Here is a 21,614-nt window from a genome sequence, read left to right as displayed (position 1 = left end):
TTACTTCTCCGTTTCAATAAGGCCTTTGATAAAAAGCCGTTGCATGAAGATAACAACAAGAACAGGGGGAACCATGGCAACAACCGATACTGCCATGAGTATATTCCATTGAGGATCATGTTGAAGTGATTCGACAATAAGCTGTTTTAAAATAATAAGGATCGTTTGATGCTTTTGATCCGTTGTGATGATAAGAGGCCAGAGATATTGTATCCATCCATAAATAAACATAATGATAAATAAAGCAGCGATATTGCTTTTGCTGAGAGGAAGAAGAATATCCTTAAAAAATTTAACTGGACCTGCACCATCAACACGTGCCGCCTCTAAGAGTTCATCTGGAATAGTCAGAAAAAACTGGCGAAATAAAAATGTAGCGGTTGCAGATGCAATAAGTGGAATAATCATTCCACTATAGGTGTCGATCATCCCCAATTTTGCAACAACCTCATAGGTTGGAAGAATACGAACTTCGACAGGGAGCATCAATGTAACAAAAATAAGAACAAAAGCAGTTTTTCGGAAAGGAAAACGCATATAAACAATTGCATAAGCAGACAAAAGTGAAATAATAATTTTCCCAATACTAATCCCAAGAGCCATAATGAGTGAATTCATTAAGAGTGGCCAGAGGTTGGGAAGACCGAGTTGTGCGAGGCCATCACCAAAGATTGTTTTATAATTTTCCAAAGCATACTTCCCAGGTAAAAGAGGAAGTGTTCCTGAGTTGAATGCTGCTGAACTATGGGTTGATGCAATGATAGCAACATAAACTGGAAAGAAAATAATGATAATGCCAATAATGAGAGTAATATGGGTTAGAAATTTCAAAACAGGGCGATTTTCAACCATAATTTACTTCCTAATATTGTACACGGCGCTCAATCCAGCGAAACTGAATAAAGGTTAAGACAATAACCATCAACATCAATATTGTTGATTGTGCTGCTGATGCACCGATTATTTGATTTCTAAAGCCATCGTCATATACTTTATAGACGAGGATGCTCGTTGCACGCGCAGGACCTCCAGAAGTTGTATTATCAATAATACCAAAGGTATCAAACATAACATAATTGACATTGACAATAAGAAGGAAAAACGTCGTTGGTGAAATTTGCGGGAAGACCACAGTCCAAAATCGTTTAAAGGGACCAGCACCATCAATGGCGGCTGCTTCTATTTGAGAACGCGGAACAGACTGAAGACCTGTAAGAAAAAAGAGAAAATTGTAAGAAATTTGCTTCCAACTAGCCGCTATGACAATAAGAATCATTGCTTGAGTGCCATTAATACGATAATTCCATAGCACCCCTATTTTCTCGAGAAGAAAAGGAATAATTCCGATGGTGGGATGAAAGATAAACAGCCATAATATACCTGCCAATACTGGAGCAACAGCATAGGGCCAGAGCAAAAGCATTGTATAAGCCTTTTTTGCACGGATGACACGGTCAACACAGACCGCTAAGAGAAGTGATATTGTCATTGAAGCGACAGTAACTGAGATGGAAAATACTGCGGTTGTAAGAAGTGATTGCCGATAAGTAGGATCAGAAAGAACCGTTAGATAATTTTCAAAACCAATAAATGTTGTTGTAAAGCCAAAAGGGTCTTCACGCTCAAAAGATGATTTTATTGCTTGAGCAGCAGGCCAGAAGAAAAACAAAAAAGTCACAAGAAGCTGAGGGAAAAGCAGTCCGTAAGAAAGTAGACTATTTTTAAAATATGCATGTTTTTCTTGCATTCGTAGGGCTCTTTAAATGTAGAGACTTTAAAAAGATAAACAAAAAGAACTCAACTGTTTTTGTTGAGTCTTTAATGTCTAACAATAAAACAAAATTAATGATTAGATTTTTCAAATTCACGCAAGAGTTTATTTCCACGTTCAACGGTCTCATCTAAACCATCTTTCGGTGTTTTTGAACCACTAAGAACAGCTTCCAACTCTTGATCAAGAATGGCACGGATTTGTGGTAAATTACCAAATCTTATCCCTTTCGAGTTAACTGTTGGTGGATTAAGATTAATCTGTTTGATAGCTATATCCGCACCTGGCGTTTTTTCATAGAAATGTTGTTTTTTGCTCAATTCATAAGTCGTTTTTGTGGTTGGAAGATAACCTGTTTCCTGATGCCATTTTGCTTGATTTTCTGTTTTTGAAAGAAATTTAAGAAAAGCAGCTGCCCCTGCATATTCCTTTGGGGTATGGCCCTTAAACGCCCAAATAGAAGCGCCCCCAATAACTGAATTTTGTGGTGCTCCTTCTGTATCCTTATAGTAAGGTAGCATACCAACCCCCACATTAAACTGAGCTTCAGAAACAATTCCAGCATGTGATCCTGAAGATTGCATAAAAATTGCACAATTTTGTGCCATAAACATTGGTGTTGAATCTAATGCACCTGCTGGACCACCATAACGGAAAATACCTTGATCAGACCACTTTTTCAGGTCAGTCCACATACGCACTTGTAAAGGTCCATTAAATGTAAGTTCTGAATCAAGTCCTTTAAAGCCATTTTCCTTCGTTCCAAAAGGAACATTATGCAACGCTGAAAAATTTTCTATACCAATCCATTGAGCAGCATAAGCCATCGTAAAACCGCAAGTTGCCGCTTTAGTCTCAAGAATTTTTTTGGAAAAGTCTTCTATATCTTGCCATGTTCTAGGAGGCTGTTCTGGATCAAGCCCTGCTTTTTTAAAGATATCTTTGTTATAATAAAGAATGGGAGTTGAAATATTGAATGGCATAGAGACGATGTGCCCCTGTTCATCGGAGTAATAACCACTAATAGCAGGGAAATAATCTGTAAGATCAAATTCTTGTTTTGTATCAGCCATAAGTTGATAAAATGGATAAATTGCACCTTTTGCAGCCATCATAGTTCCAGTACCAACGTCATAAATTTGGGCAAGAACTGGCTGTTTCTTTCCACGAAATGCCGCAATGAGTGAAATCAACCCCTCTTCATATTCGCCGCGAAATGAAGGAACAACTTTATACTCAGATTGACTTGCATTAAAATCGTTAATGAGACTTTCAGTTTGCTTTCCTAATTCACCACTCATAGAATGCCAAAAGCTGATTTTTGTCTGCGCAAAACCTGCTGTTATTCCCGCTGTGGACATTATGATAGCAACCGTGGCCGCTATGGAAAGATAAAAACGACTCATGGTTCACCCTTTCTGAAGTGATGGAATACAAACTACCCCTAAATTTATAGTATTACACATGAACATGCTATGACAGTCTTATTTCAGAAATATATTCTTTCATTTAAACAGGAACCACCAAAAGGTCAAATGAATTTGTTTAAATTTTTTCGTTTTCTTTTATAAGCTTTCTTATATATTAACGAGATACGCGTTTATAACTATCTGAAAAAAGTGAGATGGCTTAAATAAGCAAAGTCACTTGGTAAAAAGATGTAGATCGTAAATGTCACTCAATGACTATTTTAATATTTGGATTTACTTTTTTTTAAAGAATTGTTTATTCTTTTGTTATTTATCTTATAAGTTTCGGCTTATAACTTTAACACGATATTTCTCCTGAATTTAACAAAGAGATAAATAGAAATTTTCTTAAAATTAAGAAAATCATTTTGAAGCGCTTAATAGTCTCCTTCCTTGTAGTGAAATCATGCCCCTCACGCAAAACAAAATGACATTTTATGACCAATTTCCATGCTGTTAAAAAATCTTTCAATACATCTACATTTCATGATAGCGCCTATAAAATAAGCTATAAAACCTCTCCACTAAAGTATATAAGACTTTTTGCATGCTATCATTTTCACTTCATAAAAGTGCAAAACGACATCATTATATGAGATCCTAATGCTTTAACAAGTCTTGCATTTTAAATACGTTAAATGAATATTTTTATTCTTTTTTCAATAATCTTTTATCCACACACCAACCCTGCTTGTAATGTGCAAACGAATGATTTTGATTGATTCATTGTAAAAAGATTCGAAATAAGAGAATCCTACGTATTAAAGTCTCTTATTCACATGAATAAACTATTAATCATCATTATAAATCAATGTATTATTGTTATATATTCGATATTTTTTCTTCTTTCATTACGCTAGCTTTATGAGGATATATAGTTCTCTTTGTATTGATGTATTTTTTACCTTTGCGCACGCAATTGCAATGCGAGATCAGGTTGATCTGTCGTAATATAATGTACAGGCATGTCAAGCCAATGTGATAACCGAGCTTTTCCATTAATTGTCCATACCCCTACAGTAAAACCAGCCTCAAGAGCTGATTCAATAAAGTCCTGTGAAACAATAGAGCCATCTAAACTTAGATCAGAATAACCTAATTGCTTCCATTCAGAAAAATGACGGTACATATCACCTTCAAAATTATCAACACATGGACCAGATGATATTCCTGCTTCAATAAAAGGACGAAGGATCAAAGGATCAAAACTAATTGCAGAAACCCGTTCTGATAAATTTCGGCTTTTTATTAGCGCAAGCGCTTTTTGGGATAATATTGTTTCACGCTCCACTTCACCACATGTCTTGATTTCAAGATGCAATGCGATATTCGTTGGTGTTAAAAGATCAAGCACCTCTTCTAATAAGGGAGGTGCTTCTTGGCTTCCTTTTACGCAGAGTTGTTTGCGTGTTTCATTATCAATGTCGTGAATATACCCCTTTTTTCCAACCAATTGGTCTAGACGAAAGTCGTGAAAGACAACCACTTCACCGCTTTTCAGCAAATGAACGTCGCACTCAACTTCATCAACACCTAACGCTATAGCATTATTAAATGCCGAAAGAGTATTTTCAGGATAAAGATGAGCTCCACCACGGTGTGCAACAATTTTTTTCTCAGACATGCAAAATTCCGCACTTCTCAATTTTAAACGATACTGACGTACAGATTGCCAGATACCGGCTTATATCATATGAAAATACACAATCATTTTTAAATGATTTTTTCTACACTTTTCGAATATCAAACCCTCAGTCATATTTTATTCTTAAAAAGACTTATCCTTCATTTTAATTATTCCCATTCAATAGTGCTAGGAGGCTTTGAGGTTACATCATATACAACACGATTAATCCCTCTAACTTCGTTAATAATACGTGCTGCCGTCTTACTTAAAAACGCCATATCATAGGGATAAAAATCAGCAGTCATTCCATCTACAGATGTGACGGCGCGAAGAGCACAAACAAATTCATAAGTGCGACCATCCCCCATCACGCCAACAGTTTGAACAGGAAGAAGAACAGCAAAAGCTTGCCAAATTTCGTCATAAAGACCAGCTTTACGGATTTCCTCAAGATAGATAGCATCTGCTTCACGTAGAATTTCTAATTTTTCACGGGTTACAGTACCTGGACAGCGAATTGCAAGACCTGGACCTGGAAAAGGATGGCGACCAATAAACTGCTCTGGTAATCCTAACTCTCGCCCTAGCAAGCGAACCTCATCCTTAAAGAGCTCACGCAACGGTTCTACAAGTTTCATATTCATCTGTTCTGGTAGCCCACCCACATTATGATGACTTTTAATGGTTACCGTTTTACCAATAGCAGACACACTCTCAATAACATCTGGATAAAGCGTCCCTTGTGCTAAAAACTCTGCACCTCCTATTTTTTTAGTTTCTTCTTCAAAAACTTCAATAAAAAGGCGACCAATCGTTTTGCGCTTTTTTTCTGGGTCTGTCTCACCTTCTAAAGCATTAAGAAATATATCGGCAGCATTAACGTGAATAAGCTCTATATTATAATGATCACGAAAGAGCGTGAGAACTTCTTCAGCTTCATTCTTGCGCATCAGCCCATGGTCTACCAAAATGCATGTCAGTTGATCTCCTATGGCTTCATGAAGGAGTACCGCTACAACAGATGAATCCACTCCTCCTGAAAGACCACAAATCACACGACTTTTCCCAACTTTTTGTCGTATCGTAGCAATTGCCTGCTCACGATAAGAAGCCATTGACCAACTACCTTTAATAGCAGAGATTTTATGAATAAAATTTTGCAAAAGTTTTGTACCATCTGGTGTATGGATAACTTCAGGATGAAACTGTACTGCATAAAAATGCCTTTTTTCATCAGCAATAGCCGCATAGGGAGCTCCGTTTGAGGTCCCTATGACATGAAAACCTTCTGGTAAAGCTGCCACACGGTCACCATGGCTCATCCATACTTGATAACAAGAACCTTTTTCCCACACTCCATCAAAAAGGGCACTCTCTTCTTGCACTTTCAAAAAAGCACGCCCAAATTCACGCTCATGTCCAGCTTCAACCTTTCCTCCAAGCTGAACACACATGACTTGTTCACCATAGCAAATACCCAGAATCGGAATACCCACCTCAAAAATTTCCATTGGAGCACGCGGAGAGCCCTCATCAATAACGGAATAAGGACTCCCTGATAAAATAATAGCTTTAGGATTTATGCGGCGCACAGCTTCTAAAGCTAATTGAAAAGGAGCAATTTCACAATATACCCCCATTGCTCGTACCCGTCGTGCAATAAGTTGTGTAACTTGTGAACCAAAGTCAATAATAAGAACAGTGTCTGGATGCGATATGCTCATAGAAAACCAATCAACAATTGTAAAAGAAAACTCATGAGAGTTATGATTCAATCTTTCTCTTTTCACAAGCCTGTTTTCTTAAGAAAAAGATTATTCTCATAAAATTTATGATAAAAAATGCAAAAATATAGATCAATGTTTTTTTTGCAACACAGATAAAAAGAACCCATCTGTTTGTGTTGTGGCTGGCGACAAAGTAAGTCCATAATTTGAAAAAACTGGTTGCACAGGAGAAAAACTAAAATGTTTCTGCCAAAGCGCTGGCATATCTATTGGAGCAAAATGAGAATGTTGTTGAAGGAAATGGGAAATTTGTTTCTCATTTTCATCTGTAAAAAGAGAACAGGTAATATAAACTAGGCGCCCCTTTGGCTTAAGATAAGCTATCGCTTCATTCAAAATAGCCCTCTGTTCTGTTTGGCGTTGTTTCACCTGTTCTAATGTTAAACGCCATTTCGCATCTGGACGACGACGCCATGTTCCTGTCCCACTACATGGCGCATCTAGTAGAACTCTATCCATCTGACCTGTTAATGGTTTTAATTCTTCTCTTTGCACTCGTATTTGTACATTACGAACACCAGCGCGTCGAAGACGATCAAAAATAGGAGCCAAACGAGCTTTGTCTGAATCATAAGCATAAATCTGCCCACGATTGTTCATATCAGAAGCTAAAGCTAATGTTTTGCCCCCAGCACCTGCACAATAATCTAATACCTGCATGCTTTCTTGCGCTTCCACAAGGTGAGCAACAATTTGAGATCCTAAATCCTGTATTTCAAAGTGTCCTTTTTGAAAAGCTGGTTCCACTTGAATATGAGGATGACGGTTAAACTTTTCAATCGGTGCAATTCTTAAAGCTTGCCCAAACCATGGCAAAGATTTAAGTTTGGTTTTTGCTAATTCTTTCAACACCTTTTCTGGTGTTGCTTTTAGATTATTTACCCGTAGGTCTAAAGAAGGACGCGTTGCTAACGCAGCCGCTTCAGTGATCCAATTATCACCAAATAAAGGACGAAGATGCGCTTGACACCATTGCGGGATATCACCACGAATATAGTCTGGAGCATCCACTAATTGCTGACCTTGCCAGGATTTACGCTGTTTAGCTCCTAATAACTGCGGTGCAAACCGATCTTCTGCCAACTCACCGTCAATTTGCTCCAGCGTCATTTTTCCAGAATCTAATAAGGCACCAAAAGCGATATCTCGGATATCATCACTCTCCATACGCCATTGTAAAGAATAGCGTCGTCTTAACACATCATAAACGATTGTACCAATAGCTGCGCGATCACCTGCTCCAGCAAAGCGATGAGAAAGGCCCCAATCCTTTAAAGCTTCTCCTACTGGGCGATGCTTCATTTCTATCTCTTTGAGAACATCTATTGCTGCTTGCAAACGCCCACCTAATCGCATTCATTTCTCCCATTAAAATAATAAAATTAAATCATCTAAAAAAATAATATTATCTTCTTCTTGCCAATAAAACCTTCTCAAAGCCATTAAAAATTTACATTCAACATTAAAATGATTTGATCATGCTTTTTATAAGATCCAATATTAGAGTATCTAGATTTTTCCTTTCATCTTCTGCCCATTCACTTTTTTATCCCTCTACCTCTTATACTAAAAGATACGCAGTTATCCATAAAGACCTTATTTCCGCCATGCATTACGAAAAAAATAAACTCTTTAAATAAAATTTATGAGGATTATCTGAATAGCAGAAAAAATCAAATATCTCCCATCTTTTATGGCTATCCTTCTGAAAAAATAGAAAAAATCTTCTCATAAAATTAAAAAAGTTTATCTTACGTTCACCAAAAAATTAACTTTTTAGAAAATGCTTGGAACCACTATTTGGCATGACCGTTTTTACTCTACTGGCAACTGCCAGACAATTTAAAAGGAGAAAATAATGACTTATAATAATGAAAAAACAACTTCATCTAAAAGCCGTCATAACACAATGCCCTCAAACAACGGAAAGAAATCCGTCCAAAGTGATCAGACAAACACTCGCCAACGTGCGTCAAAGACAGGACGGAAGACTACAAAAAGTTAATTCTAATTTTATATAAATTATTTCATATAGTCTTAACAGAAAGAGTTAGAGTTTTGACCTCTAATTCTTTCCTTTTTGGGATTATTACACCAAATCACAAACAGAAAAAGCGCAGTCTTCCTTTCTCGTTCTCGGAAGATTTAAATTTATGCGATATGACATTATGCTCTTATATCTTTAAACTGGCCCACGATAGTTGGGACTCTCCCGTGTAATAGAAACATCATGCGTATGACTTTCATGGAGTCCCGCATTCGTAATACGTACAAATGTTGCTTTTTCACGAAACTCTACGAGATCTTTTGCTCCAACATATCCCATTGAAGCACGAAGTCCACCAGCAAGCTGATGTAGAACTGATGCTATAGGACCTTTATAAGCCACCTGCCCCTCCACACCTTCAGGAACCAACTTAAGTTCATCACGAACATCATCTTGAAAATAGCGATCTGCCGATCCTCGTGCCATAGCACCAACAGATCCCATACCACGATAGGCTTTAAAAGATCGGCCTTGATAGAGATAAACTTCACCAGGACTTTCTTCTGTACCTGCTAAAAGAGATCCAATCATCGCTGCACAAGCCCCACCAGCTAAAGCTTTAGCAAAATCACCTGATGCTTTGATTCCACCATCTGCAATGATGGGAATGCCCGCTTTTTCAGCAACTTCTGCAGCATTCATTATGGCTGCAAGTTGAGGAACACCGACACCAGCAACAATACGCGTTGTGCAAATAGAGCCAGGACCAATACCAACTTTTACCGCATCTGCACCACTGTCAATCAATGCCTGCGTTGCTTGAGCAGTTGCTACGTTCCCAGCAATAACAGCTAGAGAGGAAGCCATCTTTTTAATTCGTTCAACAGTTTCTAGCACATGTTGAGAATGCCCATGCGCTGTATCAATAACCAACACATCAACACCCGCGTCGATGAGGCGTTCAGCACGTTCAATCCCTCCATTCCCAACACTACTGGCTGCTGCAGCACGCAAACGCCCTTGAGAATCTTTAGCAGCATTTGGATTTAATTTTGCTTTTTCAATATCCTTAACTGTTATCAGTCCGACACAACGATTTTGTTCATCCACAACTAATAATTTTTCAATACGATGATGATGTAAAAGATATTTTGCTTCATTAAGTTTGACATTTTCACGCACCGTGATCAAATTTTCATGCGTCATTAATTCATAAATTTTTTGTTTTGGATCCGATGCGAAACGAACATCTCTATTGGTCAAAATACCAACAAGTCGTCCTGCTGTCTCACCTTTAACACTATTTTCAACAACCGGAATACCTGAAATGCCATGAGAGCGCATCAAAGATTTCGCTTCCTCAAGTGTTGCATCTGGTCCAATTGTCACCGGATTAACAACCATACCAGATTCAAACTTTTTTACTTGGCGGACTTCTTCTGCCTGTTCTGCAGGAGACATATTACGATGAATAACTCCAAGACCTCCAGCTTGAGCCATAGCAATTGCCAAACGCGATTCTGTTACCGTATCCATTGCAGCAGAAAGCAATGGCAAATTGAGCTTAATATCCGCTGCAATGCGCGTACTGAGATCCACTTGACTAGGCATAACAAGAGAATGACCGGGCTGTAAAAGTACATCATCAAAAGTCAGTGCCAATGCACCTGTCCCCGTTTCAACAATCTTTGCCATAGCAAAATTCCTTTTATAATAAAACACCGCAAGGAGCTTTAAAATACAACTGCGGTTCTCATACATGGTAGATTGGCAAAAAATTATGCCATGCTACAAACAAAATGAAAAGAAAAATAAATATTTTTTTTAAGTGTGGTTTATAAAAATTTACAATTGTGATTCAATAGGTAACCAACTTATTATTTTTGTAAATGTGCGACGCCAAAAATTGCTTTCTGGCTCATGGTCAATGCTATATTTTTTTTCATTTTCAATAAAATCCCAATAAATACGATTATTATCACCAAGACGCAGATGATAACTCATTTCTCCTGTTGTTTCTTCAGAAAACAACAAATCTAATCTTGCTGTAATGGGAGCACATTCAAAAAGAATGCCCATTTCTGTATTTAATGATGCTGATCTGGGATCAAAATTTAAAGATCCAATAAAAGCTGTTTTACGATCAATTAAAAAAGCTTTGGCATGTAAACTTGCCTTACTCGATCGAAACAACCGTAATCCATGGGTGTTGCCCTCCGATTTTAATTCATAAAGCTTAACACCACTTTTCAACAACGCCTTACGATACGATACATAACCCCCATGCACCAGTGCTACATCAGTAGCTGCTAAAGAATTCGTCAGAATTTTTACATCAACACCCTTTGAAACCAAATTACTAAAATTCTGCGTTCCAACCTTACCAGGAACAAAATAAGGTGACGTAATCTGAACCGTTTTTTGGGCATTTCCAATAACCTTTGAAAGTGCCTTCATAAGCCAATTGCTTGCTTTTTTACGCAATGCTTTTTCTGGAGGGTCAGAAAGAACAACAACTTTGTCTGCTAAAAATAACCGCCTTCCTGTTTGAATAAAACAATCAAAATTAATGTGCTGTTTGACATAATCTAAATAAACTTTTGCAACCTTGGAATCCCGAAATTTTTGTAATTTATCCTTCCAATAGCTAAGATCACTTGCGCTTTTAGGAACAACCAAAGTATGAATTGGCAAAACAACAGCACTATTCCAAAAATCATCAAAAATGCTTTCCACCTTTTTAACAGAGGGTCCGATTAACATCAAATCTAAATCTCGAAAATGGGATTCTTCACCAGCATCAAAATAAGAATCTGCAAGATTACGTCCTCCTACAAAAGCGATCCTACCATCAACAATAAAAGCTTTATTATGCATTCTACGTGTAACAGTAATCGCCCGTAATATAATCTCTAAACCACGGCGTAATCCACCTTTACGCGATCGTCCTGGATTAAACATTCTCACCTCAATATGAGGGTGTTTATCTAGCGCAATATAAGCTGGATCACGTGCTTGAGCGTTAATATCATCCAAAAGAAGCCGTACCCGAACACCCCGATCCGCTGCCTTAACTATTTCACTTAATAATAGACGCCCTGTTAAATCATCATCCCAAATATAATACATCAGATCAAGGCTACGCCCAGCCTCTGCAGCTCCTATTGCACGAACGCAAAACGCGTCCAAATTGCTGATAATGAGGGAAAGAGCATCTTTATCAATCCCCAATCCATTTTCTTCCTCAGCTAATTGACTGACGATACGATCAAGCTTAGTTTCATCTTTCTGAATAGGTAACGCATAAGAACATTGCCCCCTAGCATTTTTCACAAAACGCCCATAAGTGTAGATTGCCAACATAGATGCAATAAAAAAAAAGAGAACAAAACCAATAACAATATGTAAAAGAGTCAAAGAGGACAAACTTTCTATTTTAAGCTATCGCATCATCAGTAATGCAAACGATAATCCTAATCACTTTATCTTAACCGTGTAGCAGATAAAATGCCACTTCTTGCTTAAGAGAGTATAAATTTAATATTGATGATACAAAAATTTTAGCGGTAGTATTTAAAAGTTTTTAAAAATGCCTCTCTGCTTTAATAAATATAAACTTAACTAAAATTGTATAAACTGAAACAGACGATTAAAATAGTCACATAAAATTTATATTTGTTTTAAATCTACAAAATCATCCTCTATAGATAAATTTTGCAATAAATGATTGTTTTCTTAAGCCCCCCCACGGACTTTATCAAAATCCACTCTATTTTTTTGAAACTCATGCTTGTCATGAAGAGAGATTTGTTATGAATTTTACTTTCGTTCTTGATTTCTTATTGCTCGTAATTCTTCCATTTTTCTATAAAGTGTAGAGCGACCAATATGAAGGCGGCGCGCAATCTCACTCATATGTCCTTTATAATGTTTGACCGCTTTCTCGATAATATCATGTTCCATCTCTGCAAAAGTACGCACATGCCCATCTGTATTCAAAAATTTTATCGATTCTTGTTCATTATCTTCTTGCATAGCACCCTCAATGATATTGGGAACATTCATTAATGGATTTCCCATTAATTGCGGAAAATCTCGAACAGTTAATAACGGTCCTTCACTGAGTAAAATCGCACGAAATAAAAAGTTTTCAAGCTCATTTCTATTGCCAGGCCAATCATACTGCATAAGCAAGGAAAGAGCAGATCCTGCTAAACCATGGACATGTGATCGCCCTGTTTCGGTGATAATGCGATCAATCAAACGTTGTGTGATCTCTGGAAAATCATCCCTTAATTCTCGCAAAGCAGGGACGCTAATAGACAAGTGAGAAAATTGTTCAAACAAACTATGCAAAAAAAAGTTCTCTTTAACCAAATCCTTTAAACGCGATGTTGAAATAGCAATGATCCGAAAAGGGAAAAAATCTCCTTTTGTATTCCTTTCCCTTTCTTTAAGGTAATGAGCGAACCGTTTTTGCTGTATGGGCTCAAGTCGATCAATATCACAAAGGCAAAGTGTCCCTTTCTCAAGAGAAGAAACCAATGGTAGGAATTCTTTAAACCACTGCTGATTTTCTTCTTCTGGATCAACAATGGCTGAACATTGAAAGCGAATAAAAACACCTTCCGAGAATAATCCCTCATGATGAATAATCCGAGCTAATGTTTCACGTCCTGTTCCAACTTCCCCCTCTATCAAAAGATTCTGTAAAGAAGTTGCTGCTTGTCTCGATTGTTCTAACACTACCTGCATAGCTCTACTTTTTATGCAAAGATCAGAAAACCGTAAATGATTCTCTTTTTTTCGCCGAATATCTCTAACTTCATGCTCCAAGGCAGAAATAAGAGCAAGAATATCCAAAGTAACCCTTACGCGTAATAATGTTACTGGGTGGATCCAATAATCAATAGCTCCAGCTGTTAAAGCTTTCTGGAGTAAATTCTGATTCTCTTGTTGTGCTATAACGACAATAGGAACAGAAACACCAGCAACTCTAATCATTTTAATTAAATCGCTCACACTCAAATCACTCATAACGACATCAAGGAGTGCAAGCACAATGTTTTTACGCCTGTGTAAAAGATCAATCGTACGGAGACCATTTTCTGCTTCAATGACACGATAGCCAAAACCTCGCAGCATAGCAGAAAGTTCTATCCGTCTTCCATAATCTTCACTCGCAACAAGAATAGGACCAACCATAATGTCAATAATCTCCTTTGAGACTACTCAGCAGCTTAATATAAAAATTGTTGTAAACCATAAGAAATATTTCACCTCTTGTGTTTCACTTACGAACTTCATCAAGCTGTTAATTAAATACAACATTAAGGCATTTTTTTCCATTTTTTTGCTTTTTCATTGATTTTCATCAAATTTTTCATATTGACTCATGGAGTATTTGATAATGTTATAAAAGCTAGAGAGCAAAATAATCTAAATAGAGTGCAATAAATGAAACATACCTATCATATTTTATGTCTTACAATTACCACCTTGCTGTTAGGTGCCTGTAGCTTTTCGCAATATTATAACTCAAATATGCCAACTGGAATTGATGGAAAATGGGTTGATGAGAATGGTATTATTTCTTCTTTCCACAATGGTGTTTTTGAAACGCGTGCAGCAGATACAGAAGAAAAACTATCAGAAGGGGTATATAATTATCTCAATGCCCAAAATATAGAAATTGAAATACGCTCTATTCTCCGTGGAACAATTTCTAGAGTCAATTGTACAGTGTCATATGATGCCACACAACTTCTCTGCACCTCGCATACAGGAGCACAGTTTTTCCTTAAGCGGAAATCTTAGACAAGGTACAAAGGAAGCCTCTCTTAAGAACAGAGGGAGCACATACATTAAACAGGAGGTGATCCTTTCTCCTCCTGATAGAAAATCCTCTCTAAAATACGCAAAGATACGGATATAATTTTTACCTTGAAAATTTTCTAAACATTATGAAATGCATAAAATAATCATTTTCTTCCACCAAATATCAGTAAAGCCACCTCACAATAAAATTGTTACTTTGTATCATTCAATCTATTTTAACCTAAAATAACATTTTATTTGATAGGGAACTTTAATCTAAGCAGCGCCAATGCGCAAAAGATCATGAAAATGAACAATTCCTATCGGTTTTTTATCTTCAACCACGAAAAATGCACCAATATGATGATCATTAATAAAAGCTGTTGCTGCACCAACAAGTGTATTTGGTTTTACAACTTTAGGAGCTTTGGTCATCACCTCGTCAACATTAAATTTTGATAAATTAAAATGCATGTTACGTGCAAGATCGCCATCGGTTACAATTCCAATTAGTTCGCCTTCTTGATTCACAACACCAACACAACCAAAATGCTTTTCCACCAAAACATTCATCGCTTCAGTCATAGATGTTCCCTGCATAACCAAAGGCATATTATCACCCTCATGCATAATATCACACACGTATTTAAGGCTTGCACCAAGAGAACCACCAGGATGATATATTTTGAAATCCGTTGCGGTAAAACCACGCATTTCTAAAAGAGAAACCGCTAATGCATCTCCCATTGCCAATTGCATAATTGTTGAAGTTGTAGGGGCTAAACCATGGGGGCAAGCCTCTTCTATCTTTGGTAATAATAAAACAATATCAGCTTGTCGTCCTAATACAGAGTACTCACTTGATGTCATCGCAATAAGGGGGATACGAAAACGCGCCGCATAACTTATGATACCACTTAACTCTTGAGTTTCACCAGACCATGATAAAGCAAGAATAACATTATCAGATCCAATCATACCAAGATCACCATGATTGGCTTCTGCAGCGTGAACAAAAAAGGCAGGCGTTCCAGTTGAAGCTAGGGTTGCTGCAATTTTTGTCCCTATATGACCACTTTTCCCAAGACCAGTAATGACCACATGTCCACGAGCTTTTCTAATAGTTTGAACAGCCGCTTCAACAGAAGAAGAAAGAGTTCCCAGAAGAGATTTTTCAAGGGCTTCAAGCCCCTGCTTTTCACTGGCAAGTGTTTTAAGCGCTGATGCAACTGCACCTTGCAAAGCCATATGAGGAGACGGTGTTATCATAATCAAATTCGATCAATAAAATTAAATGAGAGATCTATATCATTTTTCAACATTAATGGTTTCCAGTAAATTTTTCAATGAGGCAGAAACATGGCTGTGCATATCAGCGCGTGCCAAAGAAAATGCAACGTTGGCTTCAATGAAACCAGTTTTAGAACCGCAATCAAAAGTGCGCCCTTCTACTTGCAAACCCCAAAAATCCTGCTCATTTGAAAGCCGTATCATAGCATCTGTTAATTGAATTTCATTTCCTGTTCCTCGTTCTTGAGTGGAAAGAATATTAAAAATTTCTGGTTGCAAAATATAACGTCCATTGATGTACAAATTTGATGGTGCCGTTCCTAACACTGGTTTCTCTACCATTTTTGTGATTTTAAAACCATTTGCAATCTGTTTACCTTTGCCAACTATACCGTATTTATGTGCTTCTTCAAGATCGCATTCCTGAACGGCAATAATATTTCCCCCGCCCACCTTTTCATAAAGACTAATCATCTCAGAAAGACATCCCTTTTTGGCTTGAATCAGCATATCGGGTAATAACAAAGCAAAAGGTTCCCCTGCAACTAATTCACGCGCACACCAAAGAGCATGCCCTAATCCCAAAGGTTGCTGTTGCCGAGTGAAAGAAGTTGACCCTGGTAATGGCTGTAAACGGTATAAATGTGCAAGATCTTCTTTCTTTCCACATTCAGCCAGTGTCGTGTATAATTCAACTTGCGCATCAAAATAATCCTCAATGACTGCTTTGTTACGTCCAGTCACAAAAATAAAATGCTCAATACCAGCCTCCCTCGCCTCATCCACAACATATTGAATAACAGGTTTATCAACAACTGTTAGCATTTCTTTAGGAATTGTTTTTGTCGCAGGAAGAAAACGCGTACCAAGACCTGCTACTGGAAATACAGCTTTCCGGATTTTACGCACACTCACCCTCCTCAATGAATTCATATATTTTTTGTTTTATTTAACATATGTTTTTACGAAATGGTAAAAAAGATATCTTATTGTTTTGATTATCATTATAATGGGCAATCAAAAATGTAAAAAAGAGTATGAGAATTTATTGAAAGGATTAAAACGAATTATTTATTTCAGTTTTCTCCCCTTCTTGATCATATTATCGATTAAACTAAATACAAAATAAAGTTATTGCACATCTAATAAATTGAATATTAATGGGGATTTCAAAATGCAAAAAACAGAATTGAAGACTTTCTCTTTTTTAGAGAAGTCCATAAATTGGAGAACTCTTCTCACTGGCTCTGCCGTTATTTTTTCTGCTTTTTTAATGTTTTTTGTATCCCTTTCATATGCTGATAGCGGATTTAAACACTGGATTAAAGAATTTAAAAAAATAGCTATTGCTCACAATATTACCCCTTATACGTTTCATATGGCGTTTAAAGGTGTTAATGCAATTGATCCAGAAGTTCTAAAAAGTGCCGCATACCAACCGGAATTTGTTGCTCCTTCATGGAACTATTTCGATAATCGTGTCCATGATATTGCAATTGAGGAAGGACGGCGCCAAACTCAAAAATGGAACAAATGGCTTCTTCAAATTGAAAAACGTTTTGGTGTTGACCGCAATATTCTGCTTGCTATTTGGTCAATGGAAAGCAACTATGGGAAAGTTTTAGCTAATAAAAGTGTAATGCGTGACACCATTCGTTCTCTTGCAACTTTAGCCTATGCTGATAAAAAACGTGCAAAATATGCATATACACAGCTGATTGCTGCTATGAAAATTCTACAAAGTGGCGAAATTAAACGCTCTCAACTCACTGGATCTTGGGCCGGTGCATTGGGGCATACACAATTTATTCCAAGCAGTTATCTCGCCTATGCAGTTGATATGGACCAAGATGGACGGCGTGATATCTGGAACTCTGTTCCAGATGCTCTGGCTACTGCTGCTAACCTTCTCCACAAAAATGGCTGGCAATCTAATCTTATTTGGGGAGTAGAGGTAAAAGTACCGCAGGGGGAAAACCTCCCTGAAGGCTGGTATTCCTTTGAACAATGGAAAAAATTAGGTGTAAAACACGCAAATGGGCATCCTCTTCCTACATCAGCTGAACAAGCAATATTAAAATATCCAGATGGAGCAAAAGGACCTATATTTTTAGTCACAAAAAATTTCTTTGTTCTGAAACATTATAATAATGCAGATCGTTATGCGTTTGCTGTTGCTCTTCTTGCTGACCGCATCGCTGGACATCCTGGATTGGTGCATGATTGGCAAAGACCTTTTCAACCTCTTACTTTCCAAGAATGCAAAGAACTGCAATCTCGCTTAAGTGCACTGGGCTATTACAAAGGGAATGTTGATGGAAAAATCGGAACAGCTTCTCGCAAAGCAATTAAAGCCTTTCAACTACGTCACGGTCTAAAAGCAAATGGATATCCATCATCTCAAGTGCTTTTTCTCCTTCGCAAACAATAATGGAGACTAAGGTTTTGTCTTCTGTTCGCCTGATATACTTGGCATTATTGCTATTTTCACTTTCCATTGTGGGGATCATACAGCCATCCCCAAGTAAAGCAACGAACTTCTTCAAATGGTTATCACAACATAACAAACAGACGCAACAACCACCGCAAATTATAGAACAAAAAATAGACAAGCCGCAAAAAAAGATCGTAACACAAAAAAACATACAAAAGCTAAAAGATGAGAATGCAAAGCGCATTCTTGTCATAGGGGATTTTACAGCTTCTGCTGTTGCCGATGCACTTAAGAAGTTTTTTATAAATAATAGCGATATCGTTATCATGAACAATACAATGCCAGCTTCCGGCTTAGTTCGGACGAATTATTATTCTTGGCAAAGCAATATTCCTAAACTCATTGATCAAAATAACCCCGATGTTATTATCATGATGATCGGTGCAAATGATAATCAACCAATCACAGACTCTTATAGAACAATTAACACAGATCAATCAGAATGGATGCACATCTACAAACAAAGAATTATCGAAATTGTTGAAAGTCTTCATGCCTCTAGAAAATCATGGATATGGATAAGTCAACCTGCCTTTAGAAATGACCTTTTGACACAAAAAATGAAAATTTTTAATGTGCTCTATAAACAAGAAACAGAAACAGCAGGAGGATATTTCCTCGATATCTGGAGCGGCTTTAGTGATGAGACAGGAAATTTTTCTTTTTCAGGCTATGATATTAATGGAAAAATAACCAAATTACGCACCAATAATGGCATGCATTTCACCTCTGAAGGAAAGAAAAAACTTGCCTCTTATTTAGAAAAACCATTGAAAAATATTTTAAATTTTTATGCCTTTTCTCATAAAAATCCTTACTCAACCGATCAAGCTATTCAAAAACTTATACAAGAATCAGAGAATAAAGAGCGGAGCAATATTATGCGTCAGCCTCCAATGAGCCTCGATGATATGGCACAACAAAACACTCACCTTTTAGGCAAAAGAAAGTCAAGTTTTATAAAAAAATCATGGTTTGCACCAAATGGGCATCAAAAAGATCGAGCTGATAATTTTTCTTTCCCATAATGTCTCTTTAAAAGACAAAATCTAATTTCCTTCATAAACAAAAGGTGAACAAGATAAAAAACTCTGTTTACAGAGCTATAATGAAGAGAGAATTCGTATAAATCACAACTGCATTTTTCGAATAATATGAAAACGGCATGGTATTAACCATACCGTTATATCTTATAGTCCACGTTTGTTAATCATTGCCTCTGGTAAAGGCATCCGTCCCCGAAAAGCTTTATAAAGCTCCTCTGGATCACGACTTCCCCCAGCAGAGTAAATAAAACGTTTCAACTTATCAGCAAGCTCTGAATTAAAAACATCTCCCGTTTCTTCAAAAGCCTGAAAAGCATCAGCATCAAGGACTTCCGCCCACATATAAGAATAGTAACCAGCGGCGTAACCATCACCTGAAAATATATGCGTAAAATGTGGAGGACGATGGCGCATAATAATTGTATCAGGCATTTGCAGCTTTTCTAATTCTTGGCGTTCAAATCCTGTTGGATCAGTTACCTTTTGTCCTTTATGAAAAGCCATATCTACGAGAGCTGATGAAGTAAATTCAACTGCAGCAAAGCCAGCATTAAATGTCTGTGCTGACAAAACCTTATCCATTAATGCTTGCGGCATAGGATGTCCTGTTTTTGCATGCGTAGCATAAGATTTTAATATCTCTGGTACAGTTAACCAATGTTCGTAAAGTTGAGAAGGCAGCTCAACAAAATCACGTGAAACAGATGTTCCCGATACAGATGGCCATGTGACATCAGAAAGCAAACCATGCAATGCATGCCCAAATTCGTGGAAAAGCGTACGCGCATCATCAAGTGATAAAAGAGCAACCTCCCCTTTGGGTGGTTTAGCAAAATTACAAACATTGTAGATAATAGGCTTTTGTCCGCCATCCAATTTATATTGTGATTGCAAACTACTCATCCACGCACCGGACCGTTTTGAAGAACGTGCAAAATAATCACCAATGAAATGCCCAAGTAGACTTCCATCAGACTTTTTTACTTCCCACAAACGTGCATCAGGATGCCAAAGTGCAACAGCATTTTTTTCTTCAAACGTAATGCCAAAGAGTTTTTCTGCTACCCCAAAAGCCGCTTTAATCATACGATCAAGCTGAAAATAATATTTAATTTCAGCGCTATCGAAAGAAAGTTTTTCAGTGCGAAGTTTTTCAGTATAATAACGCCAATCCCAAGCAGCTAAAGATTCATTGCTGCCCTGATTGTTGGCAAAATTTTGTAATTCAATTTGCTCAGTAGAAGCCTTCGCTCTTGCACGCTCCCATACAGGCATAAGCAAATCCATAACGGAATCAACACTTTTAGCCATGGTATTATCGAGTTTCAAATCTGCAAAAGATTTATATCCTAATAATTTAGCCTGCTCATCTCGAAGCGCAACAATCTCTACAATAATTGTTTTATTATCATTCTTGTTATTATTTTCACCACGTTTAGCCCAAGCTTGGAATGCAACCTCACGCAAATCACGACGATCAGAGAATTTTAAAAAAGGTTCAACAATCGAACGTGCTAGTGTTAATGCATACGCTTCTTCATTACCTCTTTCACACGCAATTTCCTTCATTGAATCAATGAGATCTTGCGGTAAACCAGATAAGTCGGTCTGTTTTAAAAACAGAATCCATTCAGCTTCATCATTTAAGACATTTTGTCCAAAAGTAGCATTTAAAAAAGCAAGTCTTTCATTAATTTCCAAAAGCCGTTTCTTAGCTTTTTCATCGAGTTTTGCCCCATGACAAACGAACTTTTTCCACCATAATTCAAGAACACGTGTTGTTTCACTCTCAAATATGCCCAGCTGCGACTGTTTATAAAGCACATCTATTTTTGCAAATATCCGTGCATCCATCATCATTTTTGAAGAATAACGAGAAAGTTTTACAACGAACTCTTGCTCTAGCTGTTGAATTAATACATTCGTATGAGCACTGGTGCGCAAGAAAAATATTGAACAAACACGATCAAGCGCTTTGCCACAAAGCTCAAAAGGCTGCAAAAAACTCTCAAGCGTTGGTGGTTCTTGCACCATCGCAATCGCCTCTAGTTCTTCTTCGGCTTCTTGAAGAGCCTGTTCAAAAGCGGGTTTAAAATCTTCATCACTGATAGAAGAAAAATCAGGAAGACCTGAAAATCCCTTCCAGTCCAGCACTGCTGCTTTTGTCATAATACTTTATGTCTCCATTATAAATTTAAGCTGTAACGATTATCTTTACGACACAAATTGATAATATACTAAAACTATTTCGTGAGTTTCAAAACGACCTTTCCAAACGCTATTGAATAAAAAAATCTAGAAATCGTAAAATTCTTTCATTTCAAAC

Annotated in this window: 15 protein-coding genes; 3 read left to right on the top strand and 12 right to left on the bottom strand. The window is 37.3% G+C overall.

Going from position 1 to position 21,614, the window contains the following annotated elements; all coding sequences use genetic code 11:
- From ugpE to ACFIJR_RS05300, 9 genes are all read right to left on the bottom strand, one after another.
- Complete coding sequence (ugpE, locus tag ACFIJR_RS05340; protein WP_375626720.1) at positions 1–852, bottom strand: sn-glycerol-3-phosphate ABC transporter permease UgpE; 852 nt, start codon at positions 850–852, stop codon at positions 1–3.
- Positions 853–862: 10 nt separating this feature from the next.
- A complete protein-coding gene (gene ugpA / locus ACFIJR_RS05335; protein ID WP_375611841.1) occupies positions 863–1,747 on the bottom strand; it encodes a sn-glycerol-3-phosphate ABC transporter permease UgpA in 885 nt (294 codons plus the stop codon).
- 95 nt (positions 1,748–1,842) lie between these two features.
- Positions 1,843–3,177, bottom strand: a complete 1,335-nt coding sequence (gene ugpB, locus ACFIJR_RS05330; protein WP_375651793.1) for a sn-glycerol-3-phosphate ABC transporter substrate-binding protein UgpB — start codon at positions 3,175–3,177, stop codon at positions 1,843–1,845.
- Between the two features lie 964 nt (positions 3,178–4,141).
- Complete coding sequence (locus ACFIJR_RS05325) at positions 4,142–4,864, bottom strand: glycerophosphodiester phosphodiesterase (RefSeq protein WP_375649188.1); 723 nt, start codon at positions 4,862–4,864, stop codon at positions 4,142–4,144.
- 170 nt (positions 4,865–5,034) lie between these two features.
- A complete protein-coding gene (gene guaA / locus ACFIJR_RS05320) occupies positions 5,035–6,591 on the bottom strand; it encodes a glutamine-hydrolyzing GMP synthase (RefSeq protein WP_375625726.1) in 1,557 nt (518 codons plus the stop codon).
- 132 nt (positions 6,592–6,723) lie between these two features.
- Positions 6,724–8,010, bottom strand: a complete 1,287-nt coding sequence (locus ACFIJR_RS05315; RefSeq protein ID WP_375625587.1) for an RsmB/NOP family class I SAM-dependent RNA methyltransferase — start codon at positions 8,008–8,010, stop codon at positions 6,724–6,726.
- Between the two features lie 826 nt (positions 8,011–8,836).
- Positions 8,837–10,336, bottom strand: a complete 1,500-nt coding sequence (guaB, locus tag ACFIJR_RS05310; protein WP_375626712.1) for an IMP dehydrogenase — start codon at positions 10,334–10,336, stop codon at positions 8,837–8,839.
- Between the two features lie 150 nt (positions 10,337–10,486).
- Entirely contained in the window at positions 10,487–12,058 is a 1,572-nt protein-coding gene (locus tag ACFIJR_RS05305; protein WP_375625585.1) for a phospholipase D family protein, read from the bottom strand.
- A 402-nt stretch (positions 12,059–12,460) separates the two neighbouring features.
- Entirely contained in the window at positions 12,461–13,846 is a 1,386-nt protein-coding gene (locus ACFIJR_RS05300; RefSeq protein WP_375625584.1) for a sigma-54-dependent transcriptional regulator, read from the bottom strand.
- Between the two features lie 252 nt (positions 13,847–14,098).
- Here ACFIJR_RS05300 and ACFIJR_RS05295 point away from each other — a divergent pair, with 252 nt between their 5' ends.
- Entirely contained in the window at positions 14,099–14,458 is a 360-nt protein-coding gene (locus tag ACFIJR_RS05295) for a hypothetical protein (protein ID WP_375625583.1), read from the top strand.
- A gap of 276 nt (positions 14,459–14,734) precedes the next feature.
- On the opposite strand, the gene ACFIJR_RS05290 is transcribed toward ACFIJR_RS05295, so the two are convergent.
- The gene (locus tag ACFIJR_RS05290; RefSeq protein WP_375626709.1) at positions 14,735–15,727 is read right to left on the bottom strand and encodes an SIS domain-containing protein; all 993 of its coding nucleotides are present in this window, start codon (positions 15,725–15,727) and stop codon (positions 14,735–14,737) included.
- A gap of 39 nt (positions 15,728–15,766) precedes the next feature.
- Entirely contained in the window at positions 15,767–16,657 is an 891-nt protein-coding gene (locus ACFIJR_RS05285; protein ID WP_375648657.1) for a UTP--glucose-1-phosphate uridylyltransferase, read from the bottom strand.
- Positions 16,658–16,922: 265 nt separating this feature from the next.
- Here ACFIJR_RS05285 and ACFIJR_RS05280 point away from each other — a divergent pair, with 265 nt between their 5' ends.
- Positions 16,923–18,179: a lytic murein transglycosylase gene (locus ACFIJR_RS05280; protein WP_375653776.1), complete on the top strand. Its 1,257-nt coding sequence runs from the start codon at positions 16,923–16,925 to the stop codon at positions 18,177–18,179.
- Positions 18,180–18,193: 14 nt separating this feature from the next.
- On the top strand, positions 18,194–19,270 hold the full coding sequence (locus ACFIJR_RS05275; protein ID WP_375626703.1) for an SGNH family hydrolase: 1,077 nt from the start codon (positions 18,194–18,196) through the stop codon (positions 19,268–19,270).
- A gap of 162 nt (positions 19,271–19,432) precedes the next feature.
- On the opposite strand, the gene ACFIJR_RS05270 is transcribed toward ACFIJR_RS05275, so the two are convergent.
- Positions 19,433–21,457, bottom strand: coding sequence for a M3 family metallopeptidase (locus ACFIJR_RS05270; protein ID WP_375626701.1), 2,025 nt, complete (start codon positions 21,455–21,457; stop codon positions 19,433–19,435).
- Positions 21,458–21,614: the final 157 nt, after the last annotated feature.

Source organism: Bartonella sp. OD88NMGDW (assembly GCF_042193775.1).
GTDB lineage: Bacteria > Pseudomonadota > Alphaproteobacteria > Rhizobiales > Rhizobiaceae > Bartonella > Bartonella grahamii.
The sequence above is the reverse complement of the archived record's forward strand: the minus strand, read 5'-3'. Positions and strand labels throughout refer to the sequence as shown.